The following is a 17,512-nucleotide window of genomic DNA, read 5'->3' on the forward strand; positions in this document are numbered from 1 at the left end:
TTTTCGTTTGTCTCGGATACGTCGCCGTTAGCGTGCCGAGCAGAAGCTGGGGAGCAGTTCAGCCGCTGCGCCGGAGGGGCAGGGGTCGAACGCGAAGATGGTGAGGGTACCAACCAGCAGGACGAATGCGCATGCTGCGAAGAGGATGACCTTCAGCCAAACGCGCAGGCGGTCCTTCTCTGCGTAGTCATCGATGATGACGCGGATGCCGTTAGCACCGTGCAGCATAGCCAGCCAGAGCAGCAGCAGGTCCCAGACCTGCCAGAAGGGGTTCGCCCACTTGCCGCCCACGAAGCCGAAGTCGATGGCGTGGATGCCGTCGCCGACCATGAGGTTGGAGAACAGGTGACCGAAAATCAGCACGACGAGTACGACGCCGGACAGGCGCATACCCAGCCAAGCGAACATCTCAAAGTTGTTGCGCTTGGAGGAGGAGCGGTTGTATTTCACACCGTCGATGCGGTTGTCACGCAGACGGGGTACATAGGTGCGGGGCTTAAGCGGAGTAGCCATAGTTTAGTGACCTCCCATGTGCGAGAAAACGATCGGCAGGTGACGTGCTGCGAAGCCAGCAACGGTGATTGCCCAGAGGAAAAGCACAACCCAGAGAATCTTGATGTGCGTGTAAGTTGCCTTCTGGCTGATTTCGACGTTGCCGTCCTTGTTCTTCGCCTGGATGTGCTCCACGTGTGAGTTGGTTGCCTTACCCCAGAAGTCAATGAGGATAATGCGGATACCGTTGAACGCGTGGTAGACGATGGCGGCGACAAGCGCGGTCTCACCCAGACCCATGATGGGGTTCTTGTACAGGCTCAGTACGCCGTTGTAGGCCTCCGGGGAGATACGCACGACGGCAGTATCCAGGATGTGTACAAGAAGGAAGAAGAAAATCGCGATACCGGTAATGCGATGAGCAACCCAGGACCACATGCCCCAGCGGCCGCGGTAGAGGGTTCCTTTAGAACCATTCAACACTGAATAACCTCCTGCTGCGACGGCGAGCTTCCGGGTTCTGAGGGGTCATTGTGACCCTCAGCTTCCGGGCACAGCTGTGTGCTCACCGACTGCTTTTGTTCGTCTGTTACTTCCAAGATATCAGGTAAATTCACAGCTTATTGACACCCTGTTTAGGGAATTTTTACAGGTTCTAAAAGTGAATTAGGGCATGTTTTTATTACCATATCGCCTACTTCCCTGTGTTTGTGCGGAACTTACCTTAACCTAACCTCAAACATCGCCTAAATGAGAGCCGCCTGACACTTTTTTGTTAAAACCTAAAAGAATTCGATATATGACAAATTGACCCGCTATTCTTGAAGCGATGAATACTGCACTCACTCGATTCCGCCCGCTCATTCCCGCCGGCGGTGTTGGCTCGCGTTTGTGGCCCCTGTCCCGCGCGCACGCCCCGAAGTTCCTGCTCGACCTCACCTCGTCGGGCAATTCTCTGCTGCGTGACACCTACGACCGTCTCATCGATCTCAGCAACGGTTCCGTCATGGTGGTTACCGGCACTTCGCACGCCAATGCGGTTACCCAGCAGATTCCTGAACTGCGGGCCGCTGACCTGGTACTGGAGCCCTCCCCCAAGGATTCGGCTGCAGCTATCGGCTTGGCTTGCGCCATCATCCACCGCCGCGAACCGGACGCTATCATCGGCTCCTTCGCAGCTGACCACGTCATCAGCCCGGTGGACGAGTTCCAGCGCGTGGTGACCGAGGCTGTCATCACCGCGGCAACCGGCAAGATTGTCACCATCGGCATTACCCCCACCGAGCCCTCCAGCGCATTTGGCTACATTCACGCCAGCGAGTCCCTGGGCATCGAGGGTGCACCCAACGCTCACGCGGTGGACACCTTCGTGGAGAAGCCGGACACCGCTACCGCACAGAAGTACCTGGATTCCGGTGAGTACACCTGGAACGCAGGCATGTTCGTGGCACCGGCAGCCCTGATGCTCAAGCACCTCGAGGCGAACGAGCCCGAGCTGTACGCGGGCATCATGGAGATTGCTAACGCATGGGACACCCCCGAACGTGAGACCGTCATGGAGCGCGTGTGGGAGACCCTGCCGAAGACCGCTATTGACTACGCAGTGGCAGAGCCTGCCGCAGCTGCAGGCGACGTTGCAATGGTTCCCGGCTCCTTCAGCTGGGACGACGTTGGAGACTTCGACGCCGTGGCACGCCTGAACACCGAGAAGAGCGGCGAAGAGCTGACCATCCTCGGCGAGAAGGACAACGTCATTAACCACGGTTGCTCCGGCATTGTTGTTGCGAACACCGACCGTAAGATCTCTATCATTGGTCTCGATGACATCGTTGTGGTGGATACCCCCGATGCTCTGTTGGTCGCTCCGCGCTCCAAGGCTCAGGCTGTCAAGGACGCTGTGGGTGAGGTCAAGGCGCGAGGCCTGAACAACCTCCTTTAAGTTTTTAGCCCCGAGTAGGTACGTGAACCCTATTCGAGCAAAAGACACCTCTAGAAACCGGCTCTCTTCTTTTCAGAAGGGAGCCGGTTTTTCTTATGCCCTGATGAGACACTTCGCGGGTCGGTTCAAGGCTTTCGCATAGTGGGGCCGGGAAGGAATCCCCCTTCGAATGAGAAGAGCGCAGGACGCCCTGCAGGCCCGACGCAGACTGCACTTCCAGACTCTGATATGAGCCAAGGAGTAGCTTCTATAGAGAACCATTCTCATGTTAATCTTGGTGCATGCACATGACCCGTAAGTTTTTCCTCACCCGCGCCGGCGCACTCGGCGCAGTAGCCGCCCTCGCCCTGACCGCATGCGGCTCCCAGACCACCCAGAACGCACAGACCAGCCCCAGCGCTTCCACCTCCGCGAGCGCAACCCCCGCACCCATCACCGAAGGCAAGGGCGCGGCAAGCCGAGTCGCCATCACCTACGACGGCGGCGTACTCGTCTACGACGCTAAAGATATGAAGTTGCTCGCCGACATCCCCAAGGAAGGCTTCTTGCGCCTCTCCGACGCTGGCGATAACCGCCACCTCGTCGTTGCAGACGGCAACAGCTACACCTTCCTGGACACCGGCGTATGGTCCGTAGCGCACGGCGACCACTCGCACTACTACACCACTTCCCCGTCGCTGTCTTCGCTGTCTCTGGCGGCTGACCACACCGGTCACGTCATCAAGGACAACGGCAAGGTCGCGGCATTCGCTGACGGCACCGGCTCCTTCGCCGTGTACGATCCGGCGAAGCTGACCCATGACAAGCGCACCGCCTCCTCCCTGGAGACCACTACCGTCACCCTGCCGAAGCCGCACCACGGCTTCGCAATCCCGCTGCCCAACGACCAGTACCTGGTAGCGGTTGGCGATTCGAAGACCCGCACCGGTGCCGCTGTTGTGGATGCTCAGGGCAAGACCGTCACCGAGAGCCCCGCCTGCCCCGGCGTTCACGGTGAAGCTATCGCCAAGGACGGCGCGTTCTCCATCGGCTGCACCGACGGCGCGCTGGTCTACAAGGACGGCAAGTTCACCAAGATCACCAACCCCGAGGACCCGTACTCGCGTTCCGGTAACCAGGCTGGTAAGGCTGACTCCCAGTACGTTCTGGCGGATTACAAGACCGACAAGGACGCTAAGCTGGAGCGCCCGGAGAAGTTCTCCATTATCGACACCGTTGCGGCAACCCGCACCGTCTACTCCCTGCCTTCTGGCGTGAGCTACACCTTCCGTTCGCTGGCTCGCGGCCCCCAGGGTGAGGCGCTACTGCTGACCACCGACGGTAAGCTGCGCGTCTTCGATCCGGCGACCGGTGCCGAGCTCGGCTCCGTACAGCTCATGGAGGCGTGGACCGAGTCTGAGACCTGGCAGGATGAGCGCCCGGCGCTGTGGGTGGACGGTAAGACCGCCTACGTGACCGACCCGGCGACCAAGAAGCTCATTGCGGTATCCCTGTCGAACCCGGCAGCACCCAAGGAGCTGATGAGCGTGGAGCTTCCGAAGACCCCGAACGAGATCCTGGGTGTTTCTTCCGCGAATGCTGCACCGGTTGAGGCTGAGGCGCACGGCTCGCACGGCGCGGCTTCTTCCTCAGCTTCCGCAGATGCTCACGAATCCGGCGAGGCTCACGAGGGCCACTCCCACTAGGACGCTCTCACTAGCACGTTCACACTGAGATAAACCGAGCGAAAGCATAAAGAGAGATGCGACCGATAACCTATCGGTCGCATCTCTCTTTATGTATGCAGGGTTTATGCGCCAGCCACTAACGGAGCGGCAGAACCCCAATCTCTTCCCAGTTCTGCCCGTCGTAGGAGTAGTAGTGCAGATGATCCACGGTGAAGGTACGCTGCTCGGCGGGTAGGGCATCAAACACCTTGTGAGCGTTCGCCACCTGCGCCTCCGTGAGCCCGTGGCCCAGAGTCACGTGCGGCACGTACGGGAAGGACGCCGCGCCGGCACCGAATAGCTCAACCAGCTTCTGGTGAATCTGCTCGAACTCGGCCCTACCCGCCTCCAGGTTCAGGTACTCCACCTCGGTGACCGGGCGGAAGGAGTGCACCGAACCCCAGCGCGCCTCAAAACGCGGCGTGTCCAGCGCGTCGCGGAACTGCGGGGACTGCACCTCAGCCATTAGAGACTCGTTCAGCTCCGTCAGGTACACGGTCACGTGGGTACTGATAGGCGCCACCGCACCACCGGCTACCGCGCGCTTCCACTCTTCCAGGCGCTGAACATTCTCACCGCTCACGTGCGCAATAACGCTCAGGTAGCGGCGACCGGGTTTCAGGGTCGGGGATACAGGAGCCGTCGTGGGGCTCGAAGAGTTCTCTTGTGCTGTCATCTCAATCGTGCAGGTAATGCGGCGTCTCAGCCGGACTGGCTGAACAGCGCGCTAGATTGCTGCGGCAGGCAGGAAGCCAACCTTCTTGTACACGTTCTCAATGGTGACCGTAGCGATCTCGCGGGCAGCGGATGCGCCCACAGCCAGCAGGCGATCCAGCTCGGCGGGGTCGTCCATCAGCTCGAGGGTACGCTCACGCACCGGGGTGAGGCGCTCCACCACGATATCGGCAAGGTCGACCTTCAGGTGGCCGTACATCTTGCCCTCGTAGCGTGCCACGATCTCATCGATGCTCTCGCCGGTCATTGCCGAGTAGATGGAGAGCAGGTTGGAGACGCCGGGCTTAGCCTCGCGGTCGTAGGCGATGACGGAGCCGTCATCAGTCACGGCGGACTTAATCTTCTTCTGGGTTGTCTTGGGGGTGTCCAGAAGCTTGATCAGGCCCTTGTCGGTGGCTGCAGACTTGGACATCTTCGAGGTCGGGTCCTGCAGGTCGTAAATCTTAGCGGTTTCCTTCAGAATCACCGGCTCGGGTACCACGAAGGTCTCACCGAAACGGGAGTTGAAGCGCTGAGCCAGGTTACGGGTCAGCTCCAGGTGCTGACGCTGGTCCTCGCCCACGGGCACGCCGTCCACCTGGTAGAGCAGGATGTCGGCAGCCATCAGAATCGGGTAGGTGAACAGACCCACGGAGGCGTTCTCAGCGCCCTGCTTCTGAGACTTGTCCTTGAACTGGGTCATACGGGACGCCTCACCGAAGCCGGTGAAGCAGTTCAGAATCCACGCCAGCTGGGCGTGCTCGGGCACGTGCGACTGCACGAACAGCGGGGTGCGGGTCGGGTCGATACCGGAGGCGATGTACTGCGCCGCGGTCAGGCGGGTACGCTCACGCAGCTCCTCGGGGTTCTGAGGAACGGTGATGGCGTGCATATCCGGGATAAAGAACAGACATTCGTTATTCGGGTCGTCCTGCAACGCCACCCAGTTGTTCACAGCACCAATGTAGTTACCCAGGTGCATCGAATCAGCCGACGGCTGCGCACCCGAGTAGATACGCGCCTTCTGCTGAGAGGCGTTAGGGATGAGGGACTTATCCTGCTTCTTTTCGTCTGCCATAGTTATTTCCTGTGCAGTTCTTCCTGTGCGGTGCTGCGGACGGTGCAGCACATCTTCAAAAACTTATCTGTAGGTGGGTCCGCGTCTTACTCACCGATGCGGTAGTCAACCACGAGCGGCGCGTGATCGCTGAAACGCTCATCGTAGCTTGCCGCGCGGTCCACGACCGCCTCCACGGCGCTTTCGGCGAGCGCCGGGGTCGCCATGTGGTAGTCGATACGCCAGCCTGCGTCATTATCGAACGCCTTGCCGCGGTAAGACCACCAGGTGTAGGGGCCGGGCACCTGACCCGCCAACTCACGAGCCACATCGCGGTAGCCGATATCGCCGAAGAAGCGGTCAAAGTAGGCGCGTTCCTCGGGCAGGAAGCCGGCACGCTTCTGGTTAGCCTTCCAGTTCTTAATGTCCAGCTCGGTGTGGCCCACGTTCAAATCGCCCACGATGAGCACATGGTCCGAATGCTTTGCCAGCTCAGGCATGCGCACCAGCATGCGCTCCAGGAAGCGGTACTTATCGTCCTGCTTCTGGGTGCCAACCTCGCCGGAGTGAACGTAGGCGCTGACAACGGTCAGGGTCTTACCGTTGGGCAGAACGTAGTCCGCCTCAACCCAGCGGCCCGAATCGTCAAAGTACTCTTCGCCAATATTCGAGCGGGTCGCCACCGGCTGGTTCTCCAGAACTTCACCGGCCGAGTTCGGGGTGCGGCGGGTCGCCACCAGCACGCCCGCACGGCCCTTCGCGGCAGCCTCCGCGTGCAGAATATGCCACTGGGATTCGTCCAGCAGCTCACGCACGATAGCGTCGGGGGCGCGCACCTCCTGCAGGCAGAGAATGTCGATGTCACGGCTCGCCAACCACGCCGCCATATCCTTCTTGTAGGCGGCTCGGATACCGTTCACATTCACGCTCGCCACGCGAAGCAGACCGCTCGGGCGCGGTGCAGGGGTGTTAGAAAAATGCATAGTCTTAATTATGCCAGTTTGAGGGAAGAGAAATTTTCACTCGTGCGCGTTTTTTCTCTGGCTGAACGGTAAACTATTGGGTGATGAATTCACACTCCTCACATACCACCGACCACGGTGCCCCCTCACATTCTGCGGGCACCACCGCATCCGAAAGTACCGCTCACAACGCTGAGAGCCGCTACGAGCTACCCCCGATTCCCGGCCCGAAGTACGAGCAGGTCATCCACTACATTGAGCAGCGCTACATTATTCCCGGCAAACCCGGCGATAAGCTGCCCACCGAACGCATGATTCAGCAGAACTTTGGGGTGAGCCGCCAGACGGTTCGTAGCGCCCTGAAGGTTCTGATTGAACGCGGCCTGCTCTACAACGTGCAGGGCTCCGGCACCTACGTTGCCGAGCGCACCGACGCCACCTACATTCCGCGCGTGGACACCTTTGTTGACGATATGCGCCGCCGCGGTTTTGAGGGCTCCACCCGCATGATTGCGACCCGCTGGGTGGACGCCACCGAAGAGATTTCCACCCACCTATCCGTGCCGGTGGGCGAGCAGGTGCTGTTCGTGCGTCGTCTGCGTCTTGCCAACCACGAAGTCATTGGCTTTGAGCGTTCCTACTTTGTCAAGGCCGCCGCAAGCAGCATCCTGGACGCCATGATGGCGGAAATGTCCGGTGCGATGAGCTCGCTAGACCAGCTTGCCGACACCCCCAACGCCATTAAGCACGCCCGCGTACGCACCAGCGCCGCGCTCTTCACCGACGCCGACGCCGAGGCGTTCAACCACCAGGTTCCCGTGGGCGAGGCGGCGTTCAAGGTCTGCGCGACCGGCTACACCGAAGAAGGTAGCCCCGTAGAGTACGCAGAGACTCTGTACCTTGCCGATGCCTACTTCTACGAGATGATTCTCTAGCACATGCCTTTTCTCTTGTGATGACAGTGTGAAGGGCGGTGCCCCGGTAGATTGTTCTACCGGGGCACCGCCCTTTTGAGTTATCAGCTCTGAAATGTTGCGAGCCTTACGCCGCCTGACGCTCCGCAGTCTCAACCACGTTCACCAGCAGCTCCGCGCGGGTCATCGGGCCCACACCGCCGGGGTTCGGGGAAACCCAGGACGCCTTCTGCGCGGCCTCCGGGGAGACATCGCCGAAGAGCTTCTTCTTGCCGGTTTCCGGGTCCTCAGCGCGGGAAACACCAACGTCCAGCAGGATTGCGCCGTCCTTGACCTGGTGAGCCTTCAGCACGTGCGGAACACCCACAGCGGCAACAATGACGTCAGCCTCGCGCAGCACCTCGTCCAGGTTCTCGGTACCGGTGTGCGCCAGGGTTGCGGTCGCGTTCACCTCGCGGCGGGTCAGCAGCAGACCCAGCGGGCGGCCCACGGTAATGCCGCGGCCGAGCACCACAACATTCTTACCGTTCCAGTCGATGCCGTGGCGCTTCACCAGCTCAATGACACCGTTGGGGGTGCAGGGCAGCGGGGAGTCCAGCGGCTCAGAAACGTTCAGCACGAGCTTGCCGAGGTTAGTCGGGTGCAGGCCGTCAGCGTCCTTCTCGGGGGCGATGCGCTCCAGCACGCGGTTGGTGTCCAGGTGCTTGGGCAGGGGCAGCTGCACAATGTAGCTGGTGCACGCCGGGTCGTTGTTCAGCTTGTCGATCTCTGCGTCGAGCTCTTCCTGAGTGATGTCACCGGGCAGGTCCACACGGATGGAGTTAATACCGATCTCTGCGCAGTCGCGGTGCTTAGCGCCCACGTACGAGCGGGATGCGGGGTCGTCACCGACCAGCACGGTACCCAGGCCGGGGGTAATACCCTTAGCCTTGAGCTCCTCGACGCGCTCCTTCAGCTCTTCCTTGATGGCTGCGGCGGTTGCGTTACCGTCTAGAATCTGGGGCATTGTTTTTTCCTTCCATAGATTGCGGCGGGTTCGCCGAAACGGACGGTCTGTGTGTTGGGTTCTAGGGTGTACCCCTAGAGGTACCACTCCCCCGCTACGTCCCTGAACGGGTGTAGCGGGTAGAGCGGCAAAAAGTAAGAGGGCGAAATAACCCCGCCCGCTCAGCACCCACGAGGAGATGTTGAGCGAACGGGGTCATTCATGGGTCTACCAGTTCTCGCTACCCTGGTAGAGGGGGTACTTGGCGCACAGTGCCTCAACGCGGGCACGCAGCGCGGCGATGTCCGGGTTCGGCAGCAGTACGGAGGCGATAATGTCGGCAACCTCGGTGAAGCCCTCGGCGTCGAAGCCGCGGGTCGCCAGCGCGGAGGTACCGATACGCAAACCGGAGGTCACCATCGGCGGGCGCGGGTCGTTCGGCACAGCGTTACGGTTGACGGTAATGCCGGCATCGTGCAGCAGGTCCTCCGCTTCCTTACCGTTGAGGGCGTGGTTGCGCAGGTCAACGAGCACCAGGTGAACGTCGGTACCGCCGGATGCAATCGAAACGCCGGCGTCCTTCACGTCCTGCTGCAGCAGGCGCTTTGCCAGGATCTGTGCACCCTCAACGGTGCGCTTCTGACGGTCCTTGAACGCATCAGATGCGGCAACCTTGAACGCGGTAGCCTTCGCAGCAATCACGTGCATGAGCGGACCGCCCTGCTGGCCGGGGAACACAGCGGAGTCAATCTTCTTCTTCAGTTCCTCGGTGCAGAGGATGAAGCCGGAGCGGGGGCCGCCCAGGGTCTTGTGCACGGTGGAGGAGACCACGTGTGCATGCGGGACGGGGTTCGGGTGCAGACCCGCAGCCACCAGGCCCGCGAAGTGTGCCATGTCCACCCACAGGTACGCGCCGATTTCGTCCGCAATCGCGCGGAATGCGGCGAAGTCCAGCTGGCGGGGGTACGCGGACCAGCCGGCAATAATCAGCTTGGGGCGCTCAGCCAGAGCCAGCTCGCGCACCTGATCCATGTCAACGTAGCCGTTCTCGTCCACGCTGTAGGCGACAACGTTGTACAGCTTGCCGGAGACGTTCAGCTTCATACCGTGGGTCAGGTGGCCGCCGTGTGCCAGGGACAGACCCATGATGGTGTCGCCGGGGTTCAGCAGCGCGTGCATGACGGCGTTGTTAGCCTGCGCACCGGAGTGGGGCTGAACGTTAGCGTGCTCAGCGCCGAAGAGTTCCTTCACGCGAGAAATAGCGAGGTCCTCGACGATGTCAACGAATTCGCAGCCACCGTAGTAGCGGCGGCCGGGGTAACCCTCAGCGTACTTGTTGGTCAGTACCGAGCCCTGGCTTTCGAGGACGGCACGGGGGACGAAGTTCTCGGATGCAATCATCTCGAGGGTGTTCTGCTGGCGCTTGCGCTCCAGCTCAATGGCTTCTGCAACCTCGGGGTCGAGGTCGGCGAGGGGCATCTCGAGGATCTTCTGCTCGGACATTACGCTCCTGGGAGTGTTTTTGCGTTATCTTCGGTCGCTCATCATCGGGGTTGCGGCGCTGTCTGCGGCTGAAAACCCTGAATGAAAAAATATGAGCTACACCTCATAATACCGTAAAGCCCGCTTTCCTTCGAGAAGGAAAACGGGCTTTACCAAGCATCACGATGAAGTTTTACAGCGCCACCGCAGGGCATATAAACCGGCCTTTAGGCTTATCGGCGGTAGCTACGCGGGTCTACAAACCCTACGCCTGACGCAGGATAGCGGAAGCATACTCCAGGTACGCCTCGCGAGCGCTCTCCTTCTTACCGCCAGCGACCAGCTGGGTCTGCACCACGTAACCGGTCAGCACCGACAGCACCGCGGCACCGATAACGGTCAGCCACTCTTCAAGCTCCTCTTCGGTGAAGTCCAGCTCAGCGGCTCCCCAGGCACGGTAGCGCTCCAGGGACTGATCGCGCAGGTAGCTCAGCTGTTCAGACACCACGGTCGCCAGCTGCGGCATTGCCACAGCCTCGCCCCAGGTGACGAGCAGGTGACGGCGAATCTTGGGGGTGTCCAGCACCTTCAGGCACCCGAACACGTAGTCCCAGGGCTGTTCGGCGCGGATACGGTCGAAAGGCGCCATGTCCATGCGGGCTGCCGCCAGGATAATCTCATCCTTGGAGGAGAAGTGGTTATAAATCGCTCCAGCAGACAGGCCAGTGGCCGCAATAATCTCGCTCATCGAAGCCTTCTGATAACCCTGCTTGATGAAGCATTCGCGGGCGGTCTCTACAATCTGAGAACGCCTGTTCTTTTTGTATTCTTCGCTGACTTTAGGCACACCCTAATCCTAGCGAACTTTTAGCCAATCCGTGCGCATCCTGGTCGCTGTTGACGCGCCCTCATGCGCAAATCCGGCGCAAAATAGAGCAAAAATTCTATAAATACGACTGCCCACAATACGGATGCTCCACCGCAGATGTTCCAACACGAATGTCCCAGGTGGAGAGTATGAAAAAGCGGGGCATCCCAGGCTCACCAGAAGGTTCACCCTAGAATGCCCCGCTCACAGCGGGCAGCTCAGCGCAGGCTGAGCCCGCTACACATTTTTAGTGGAAGAAGTGGCGGGTACCGGTCAGGTACATGGTCACGCCAGCAGCCTTAGCCGCCTCGATAACTTCCTCGTCGCGGATCGAACCGCCCGGGTGCACGACGGCACGCACGCCGGCGTCCAGCAGCACCTGCAGGCCGTCAGCGAAGGGGAAGAACGCGTCGGATGCTGCAACCGCACCGCGAGCACGCTCGTTACCTTCACCGCCGAGAGTGTTCGCACGCTCAACCGAGAGCTTGCAGGAGTCCACGCGGTTCACCTGGCCCATGCCGATGCCCACAGCAGCGCCGTTATCGGCAAGCAGAATAGCGTTGGACTTGGGCGAACGCAGCGCACGCCACGCGAACTCGAGGTCGCGCAGGGTAGCCTCGTCAGCAGCCTCACCGGCAACCAGGGTCCAGTTCTTCGGGTCGTCACCCTCAGCCTGCAGGCGGTCAGCCTCCTGGAAGAGCGCACCACCGGAAATGGGGCGGTACTCGATAGCCTCGCGGGCGAAGCCCTCGGGCAGCACCAGCAGGCGCAGGTTCTTCTTCTCGCGCAGAATCTCCAGTGCCTCGGGCTCGTAGCCGGGAGCCACAACAACCTCGGTGAAGATGCCCTTGACGGTACGTGCCATTTCGGCAGTCACGGGGCGGTTAGCGGCAATCACGCCACCGTATGCGGACAGCGGGTCGCAAGCGTGCGCCTTCGCGTGAGCGTCCGCAATGGGGTCAGCCGCGCCGGGGGTTGCCACAGCAATACCGCAGGGGTTGTTGTGCTTGATAACGGCAACAGCGGGCTCGTCGAAGTCGTATGCGGCACGCAGAGCGGCGTCAGCGTCAACATAGTTGTTGTAGCTCATCGCCTTACCGTGCAGCTGCTCCGCCTGAGCAATGCCGGGGGCTGCAGCCGGGTCAACGTACAGGGCGGCACGCTGGTGCGGATTCTCGCCGTAACGCAGGGTCTCGCTGCGCTCGAAGCCCAGGCCGGCATACGGGGGCCAGAAGTTAGCGTCCTCATCCTGCAGGAACTGGGATGCGGTCCAGGTAGCCACGGCGGTATCGTATGCGGCGGTGTGGGCGAAAGCGCCGGCGGCCAGGCGGCGGCGCTCATCCAGGGAGAAACCACCGTTCTTAGCGGCCTCAACGGTGCGTGCGTAATCGGCGGGATCCACAACAATAGCGACAGCGTCGTGGTTCTTCGCAGCTGCACGAACCATGGAGGGGCCGCCAATGTCAATCTTCTCGATGATGGCGTCCTGACCGGCACCGGATGCGACGGTCTCAACGAAGGGGTACAGGTTCACGACGACCAGGTCGAAAGGCTCGACATCCAGCTCGCCGAGGGTGTCGATGTGCTCCTGCTTGCGGCGGTCAGCCAGAATACCTGCGTGGATGCGCGGGTGCAGGGTCTTCACGCGGCCTTCGAGGCACTCGGGGAAACCGGTCACTTCGGTGACCTCGGTGACGGGTACGCCTGCTGCCGCGATGGTGGATGCGGTGGAGCCGGTGGAGACCAGCGCGACGCCAGCCTCGTGCAGGCCGCGGGCGAACTCCTCCAGACCGGTCTTGTCGTAGACGGAAATGAGGGCGCGGCGCAGGGGCACGCGATCGAGCTCAATGAGAGACACAAATACTCCGATGCTTTAGACGTGCACGCCGGTTCTCGGCGGCACAGCTGGTGGATGGACGTAGCCTGCCCGGATAGACAGGGCATGTGTGGGGGTATTCCCCGCCGCTGTGCACCTTCCCCTCAGGGGTACTCGGGTGCCACAACGGAACGTGTGTGGGCGGCGGGGGTTGAGCTCGGCTCATTCCGCCGCGAAAAATTTAGTGGGCGGAATTAGCTGTCAGATACAGCACCGTGGGATTCAGCGCCGTGGGATTCAGCGAGAGATGCGATGGTCTGCACGAGCAGGCGGCGCTCCTGCACCTTAATGCGTTCGTGCAGGGTCTCTTCGGTATCGTCGTCCAGAACGGGCACTGCCGCCTGGGCGAGGATGGGGCCGGTGTCAACGCCCGCATCCACAAAGTGGACGGTCAGGCCGGTGATCTTCACGCCGTGGGCCAGGGCGTCACGCACGCCGTGCGCACCCGGGAAGGAGGGCAGCAGGGCGGGGTGGGTGTTAATAATGCGCTTGCTGAAACGCTCAACCAGCTGCGCGTCAACAATACGCATGAAGCCGGCGAACACAATGTAATCGGGGTCGTAGGAAGCGATCTTTTCTTCCAGCGCGCGGTTCCAGGAGGGGCGGTCGGCGTAGTCGCCGGGCTGCACCAGGAAGGTGGGCACACCCGCCGCCTGGGCACGCTCAATACCCAGACAGGGCTTGTCGGCGCCCACTGCCGCAATGTCGAGGGGAAGCTCGCCCGCCGCTACGGCGTCGAGGATGGACTGAAGATTCGTTCCGGAGCCGGATACCATAACCACAATTCGCACCCGACTAGTATAACCCTTCTCACACCCTTATCCAAAGGGATAAGAGGCTCACAGCACACCCAAATCCCGAAGGCGAACACGAAGAAACCCCGGCGGGACGAATCCTCACCGGGGTTCACTAGAGTTCACCAAGGTTCACCGGGGTTTGCTGGATACAAACTCAACAGGTCGCGAACTCAATAGGTCACAGACGAGCGGGACGGTACCCTTATAGGTATGTCTACTCCCCCGCAGAACACTCCGAACAACGCACCGAACAACACGCCGCAACAGCCCACCCCGAACAACGGCGCACCGCAGAACCAGCAGGTTCCCCCGCGAGCGCCGCAGCAGGCACCTCAAAACATGATGCCGCCGCATCGGGCGCCTCAGGGCAAGAAGCCTCGCAAGCCCATCGACCCCGTCGAGCAGCAGAAGGCGAACATTCGCACCTCACTCATGCTGATTGTTGCCGCGCTGGTGATTTTTGCGGCGTCATCCTTCGTGCTCTCCACGATGCCGCTCTTCTTGGCGCTTTTCCTCTTCGCACTGGTCGGCATCACCCTGAGCATCATCGCGATCGTGCGCACCGCAATCTACCGCGGCCCCTGGTTCTTCTACATTGCCGCGGGCGTCAGCATCATCTACGGCGCAATGACCCTGCTCGGTGGCATTGGTCTTGCCTTCATGCCCGGCGCGCAGGAGTACCGCGAGTGCCGCGCCGCCGCGCTGACTCAGACCGACATGTACACCTGCGATCAGAAGTTCCAGGGCACGATGGACAAGCTCACCGGCGCGTCCAGCTCTAGTTCTTCTTCGGCGCGCTAGAGCCCTGGGGCTTCGAGGAGCTGACATCCAGCGGGGGCAGCTCCACGGTAGACGCCTCATCGGTCACCAGCGGAAGGATGCCGGTCTGGCTACGAACCTCAAAGATGCGGCTCATCGCCTGATCGGCGGAGAGGACATCCAGCTCGCGGTCCACAAAATCACGCTCTAGGCCGTTCTTCTGCTTCTTGCGTGCCGCCTTAGCCGCCTTCTTCGCCTCACGTTTCTGCGCGCGGTCGTTGGCGCGGTCCTGAGCGGAATCCTGCGGAGCGGGTTCAGCGTGGGTACCCTCTGCGGACTCGGAACCCTGCGCCGCGGCGGGCTGTTCAATACCAAAGCCGAAGTACGCCATAATGCGGCTCGCGCGACCCTTAGAACGCGGCGCCTGCTCTGCAGACTCGTCAGTGACAGATACGCGCTGAGATTCCGCAGGTTCAGCAGCCTCGTAGACGGGCTCCTGAATCAGCTCGCGAGTCTCCTCCTCGGAGGGGTCATGCGCGTACAGGGCGGGGTCATAGGATGCGGGCTCGGCGGATGCTTCGATGCTCTCGTAGTCCTCCACCTGTGCAGAGTCAGCGTGAGCAGAGTGCAGGTAATCGACCTGCTGAACGGCCTCAATCGGCTCGTACTCCTCAGCGGAGTTTTCTTCAGCAATAAGCTCTTCAGAGGCGGGCTCTTCAGCTACCTCTTCGTGTTCTGCAACAATCTCGGCGAAAGCGTCCGCCGCCGCGCGCTGCGCCAGCTGCTCGGTCGCCTCCACGGGGACGGCAACCACCGGCTCCTGCGGGTGGACCGGCACGTGACCGGTCGCCACCTCAGATACAACAGACTGCTCAGGCTCAGCAACGTTCTCGGAAGTCTGTGCGCGTGCCGCCTCCTCAGCTTCACGTTCAGCCGCCTCGCGCTCTGTTGCTTCACGCTCAGCCGCTTCACGTGCGGCGGCTTCCTCAGCCTCACGCTCCATACGCTCCGCACGCGCCTGCGCACGCTGCTCACGGTACTCCGCAAAACGCTCACGGGTCGAGACAGTAAAGCTCATCAGACGCTCACCCAGGTTCGGGCGCTCATCCGCAAAACGAGGCAGCTCACGGCTGCTATCCGGTACCAGGGCGCGGCTCAGCAACATACCAAAAGTCACGCCGGCACCCACCGTCAACGCGGTATGCGCCGCAAAAGTCAGCGGCTCAGCACCAACCTCCGTAAAACGACCAATACCCAGGGAGCCGTACGAAATCCAGCCCAGCCACAGGGCACCAAACGACGTCATAATACCGGTCATCATGCCCAGCACCACCGCAGAAATCAGCGCAGACAGCGGGCGGAACGGAACCTTCAGGGCAACCCACTCATCCAGGTGATCCTCACCCTCACGCAAGAACCACCAGCCAGCAATCGCACCGGCACCCAGCGGCACCAGCAGACCCACCAGACCGAACGTGCCCATTGACTCGGGCACAGCACCCAGAATCGGAAGCATCGGCAAAGTACCAACATCACTACTGGTCAAACCAACCGAGGTACCCGCACCAAAGGAGAAACCGGCACCGGTCGACCACGCAATCGCATAAATCACCAGGTTCGGCAAGAAACCCAGCTGCAACAGAGTCACCGCAGTATCACCCACAGCGCCCGCATGCAGCTCCTGGTAGGTGGCAACAATCTGCGACCAGCCCGCCAAAATACCGATACCCAAAAGCACCGCACCCAGACCAACCAGCGCCACAAAAGCAACCACCGCAGCACGCACCACAGCCCAGGCATACGAACCCGCCCAACGCGAATACTGACTCATCTGCGAAATCTGCTCCGCAGTATCAACACCCACCATGCGCGAGAGCGAACGCGCCTCACGGTAGCCACCCCACATCAGACCAGCCACCACAATACCCAAAGGCACCAGGGCAGCATTCAACGCCTGAAGAGGCTGCGGATGCGGGCTCGCCCAACCGTACATCGCCGAACTAATCAGCGCATAAGTCACCGAACCGGACAGCACCGGAATCAAAAACTCACCCTCATACGAGGCGCGCGCCAGGCGACGACCCGAACGGTAACAGAGCAGCAGAGGCAGAATACTCAAGCCCAGCGGCACCAGCGTCATCGTGCCGGCAGAAGCACCAAAAGCAGCCGCAAGATCCAGCGGAACACCGTGAATCAGAAGCCACAGGTGCGCCGACATGGCGGCCACGGAGGAGAACTCCATGTCGCCAAAACCTTTAGTCGCCCACACGGCAGACATCGCCGCAAACACGGCAACAGCAGAGAACAGGGCAGTAACAATTAGCTCAACAACACCCTGAAGCCACAGAGGCATGGGCATGGAATAACGCGAGATAGGTGAGGTGCTTTTCATCGTCCTTCAATCATGCCACGAATTAACGACGAAACCCGCCTCCGATTAACACTCGAAAGCGGGTTCTCACAACTATTCGCACAGGTATTCATACAGACACGCACGCGAGGGCGCACATACGGCGAAGTTTTAATTCTCAGTCCACGGGTTGGAAGCCTGAACCCCCCAGGCGCGGTACACCTGCGCCTTAGAAGAAATCAGCTCCAAATCATAGGCACTCGCGCTCGCCGCCATCAGACCCTCCAGGGCGGCGGTAGGCAGCGGACCGGCATCATCACGACCCACGGCGTGCACGCCGGGCGGTGCCTGGCGGCCCGCCCACTCGAGGCTCACACGCGCATCCACGTTAATAACGTGGTCGCCAAAGCGTTCGAGCAGCTCGGTAATCCAGCGATTAGTTTCCGGGTAAGGGTACAGGCCCTTCAGCTCGCCAATACTCAGCACAGAAATATACATGTGTCGGAACGAGCGGCGGCGCAGAAAAGCGACCACGGCGGGGTCTGGATCCGCCTTACGGATCTCCGCAAGAACGTCGGAGTCCAGGAGCATACCGGAGAAATTCATACCCC

General features: G+C 61.0%; 16 protein-coding genes. 4 read left to right on the forward strand and 12 right to left on the reverse strand.

The window, feature by feature from the left end; all coding sequences use genetic code 11:
- Positions 1 to 27 precede the first annotated feature (27 nt).
- Both HMPREF2605_RS05645 and sdhC read right to left on the reverse strand, forming a co-directional pair.
- Positions 28 to 513, reverse strand: a complete 486-nt coding sequence (locus tag HMPREF2605_RS05645) for a succinate dehydrogenase hydrophobic membrane anchor subunit (protein ID WP_005506820.1) — start codon at positions 511 to 513, stop codon at positions 28 to 30.
- A 3-nt stretch (positions 514 to 516) separates the two neighbouring features.
- Positions 517 to 975 carry a succinate dehydrogenase, cytochrome b556 subunit gene (sdhC, locus tag HMPREF2605_RS05650; protein WP_005506819.1) on the reverse strand — a complete coding sequence of 153 codons (459 nt, stop codon included), beginning with the start codon at positions 973 to 975 and terminating at the stop codon, positions 517 to 519.
- A gap of 346 nt (positions 976 to 1,321) precedes the next feature.
- Between sdhC and HMPREF2605_RS05655 the strand changes: the two genes are divergently transcribed.
- Both HMPREF2605_RS05655 and HMPREF2605_RS05660 read left to right on the forward strand, forming a co-directional pair.
- Complete coding sequence (locus HMPREF2605_RS05655) at positions 1,322 to 2,431, forward strand: mannose-1-phosphate guanylyltransferase (RefSeq protein WP_049346824.1); 1,110 nt, start codon at positions 1,322 to 1,324, stop codon at positions 2,429 to 2,431.
- 287 nt (positions 2,432 to 2,718) lie between these two features.
- Positions 2,719 to 4,116: a hypothetical protein gene (locus HMPREF2605_RS05660; RefSeq protein ID WP_246828171.1), complete on the forward strand. Its 1,398-nt coding sequence runs from the start codon at positions 2,719 to 2,721 to the stop codon at positions 4,114 to 4,116.
- A gap of 118 nt (positions 4,117 to 4,234) precedes the next feature.
- On the opposite strand, the gene HMPREF2605_RS05665 is transcribed toward HMPREF2605_RS05660, so the two are convergent.
- The 3 genes from HMPREF2605_RS05665 to HMPREF2605_RS05675 form a co-directional block, all read right to left on the reverse strand.
- Positions 4,235 to 4,813 (reverse strand): 2'-5' RNA ligase family protein, encoded by a 579-nt coding sequence (locus HMPREF2605_RS05665; protein WP_070847309.1) that lies wholly within the window; start codon positions 4,811 to 4,813, stop codon positions 4,235 to 4,237.
- Between the two features lie 51 nt (positions 4,814 to 4,864).
- Positions 4,865 to 5,929: a tryptophan--tRNA ligase gene (gene trpS / locus HMPREF2605_RS05670; protein ID WP_049338682.1), complete on the reverse strand. Its 1,065-nt coding sequence runs from the start codon at positions 5,927 to 5,929 to the stop codon at positions 4,865 to 4,867.
- An 86-nt stretch (positions 5,930 to 6,015) separates the two neighbouring features.
- On the reverse strand, positions 6,016 to 6,891 hold the full coding sequence (locus HMPREF2605_RS05675) for an exodeoxyribonuclease III (RefSeq protein WP_005506814.1): 876 nt from the start codon (positions 6,889 to 6,891) through the stop codon (positions 6,016 to 6,018).
- 80 nt (positions 6,892 to 6,971) lie between these two features.
- Between HMPREF2605_RS05675 and HMPREF2605_RS05680 the strand changes: the two genes are divergently transcribed.
- A complete protein-coding gene (locus HMPREF2605_RS05680) occupies positions 6,972 to 7,805 on the forward strand; it encodes a GntR family transcriptional regulator (RefSeq protein WP_049352140.1) in 834 nt (277 codons plus the stop codon).
- A gap of 106 nt (positions 7,806 to 7,911) precedes the next feature.
- On the opposite strand, the gene HMPREF2605_RS05685 is transcribed toward HMPREF2605_RS05680, so the two are convergent.
- The 5 genes from HMPREF2605_RS05685 to purN all read right to left on the reverse strand — a co-directional run bounded on the left by HMPREF2605_RS05685 (position 7,912) and on the right by purN (position 13,771).
- Positions 7,912 to 8,790, reverse strand: coding sequence for a bifunctional methylenetetrahydrofolate dehydrogenase/methenyltetrahydrofolate cyclohydrolase (locus HMPREF2605_RS05685; RefSeq protein ID WP_070847311.1), 879 nt, complete (start codon positions 8,788 to 8,790; stop codon positions 7,912 to 7,914).
- A 207-nt stretch (positions 8,791 to 8,997) separates the two neighbouring features.
- A complete protein-coding gene (gene glyA / locus HMPREF2605_RS05690; protein WP_070847312.1) occupies positions 8,998 to 10,272 on the reverse strand; it encodes a serine hydroxymethyltransferase in 1,275 nt (424 codons plus the stop codon).
- A 244-nt stretch (positions 10,273 to 10,516) separates the two neighbouring features.
- A complete protein-coding gene (locus HMPREF2605_RS05695) occupies positions 10,517 to 11,098 on the reverse strand; it encodes a TetR/AcrR family transcriptional regulator (RefSeq protein ID WP_049341495.1) in 582 nt (193 codons plus the stop codon).
- A gap of 268 nt (positions 11,099 to 11,366) precedes the next feature.
- A complete protein-coding gene (gene purH, locus HMPREF2605_RS05700; RefSeq protein WP_070847314.1) occupies positions 11,367 to 12,977 on the reverse strand; it encodes a bifunctional phosphoribosylaminoimidazolecarboxamide formyltransferase/IMP cyclohydrolase in 1,611 nt (536 codons plus the stop codon).
- 212 nt (positions 12,978 to 13,189) lie between these two features.
- Entirely contained in the window at positions 13,190 to 13,771 is a 582-nt protein-coding gene (gene purN / locus HMPREF2605_RS05705; protein ID WP_070847316.1) for a phosphoribosylglycinamide formyltransferase, read from the reverse strand.
- Between the two features lie 231 nt (positions 13,772 to 14,002).
- Here purN and HMPREF2605_RS05710 point away from each other — a divergent pair, with 231 nt between their 5' ends.
- Positions 14,003 to 14,593, forward strand: coding sequence for a 4-hydroxyphenylpyruvate dioxygenase (locus tag HMPREF2605_RS05710; protein ID WP_070832955.1), 591 nt, complete (start codon positions 14,003 to 14,005; stop codon positions 14,591 to 14,593).
- Here the strand turns inward: HMPREF2605_RS05710 and HMPREF2605_RS05715 are convergent.
- Positions 14,571 to 16,943, reverse strand: coding sequence for a cell division protein PerM (locus HMPREF2605_RS05715; protein WP_070847318.1), 2,373 nt, complete (start codon positions 16,941 to 16,943; stop codon positions 14,571 to 14,573). The genes HMPREF2605_RS05710 and HMPREF2605_RS05715 overlap by 23 nt on opposite strands.
- Before the next feature lie 129 nt (positions 16,944 to 17,072).
- A complete protein-coding gene (locus tag HMPREF2605_RS05720) occupies positions 17,073 to 17,507 on the reverse strand; it encodes a PIN domain-containing protein (RefSeq protein WP_070847320.1) in 435 nt (144 codons plus the stop codon).
- Positions 17,508 to 17,512: the final 5 nt, after the last annotated feature.

The organism is Rothia sp. HMSC065C03 (genome assembly GCF_001837295.1).
GTDB lineage: Bacteria > Actinomycetota > Actinomycetes > Actinomycetales > Micrococcaceae > Rothia.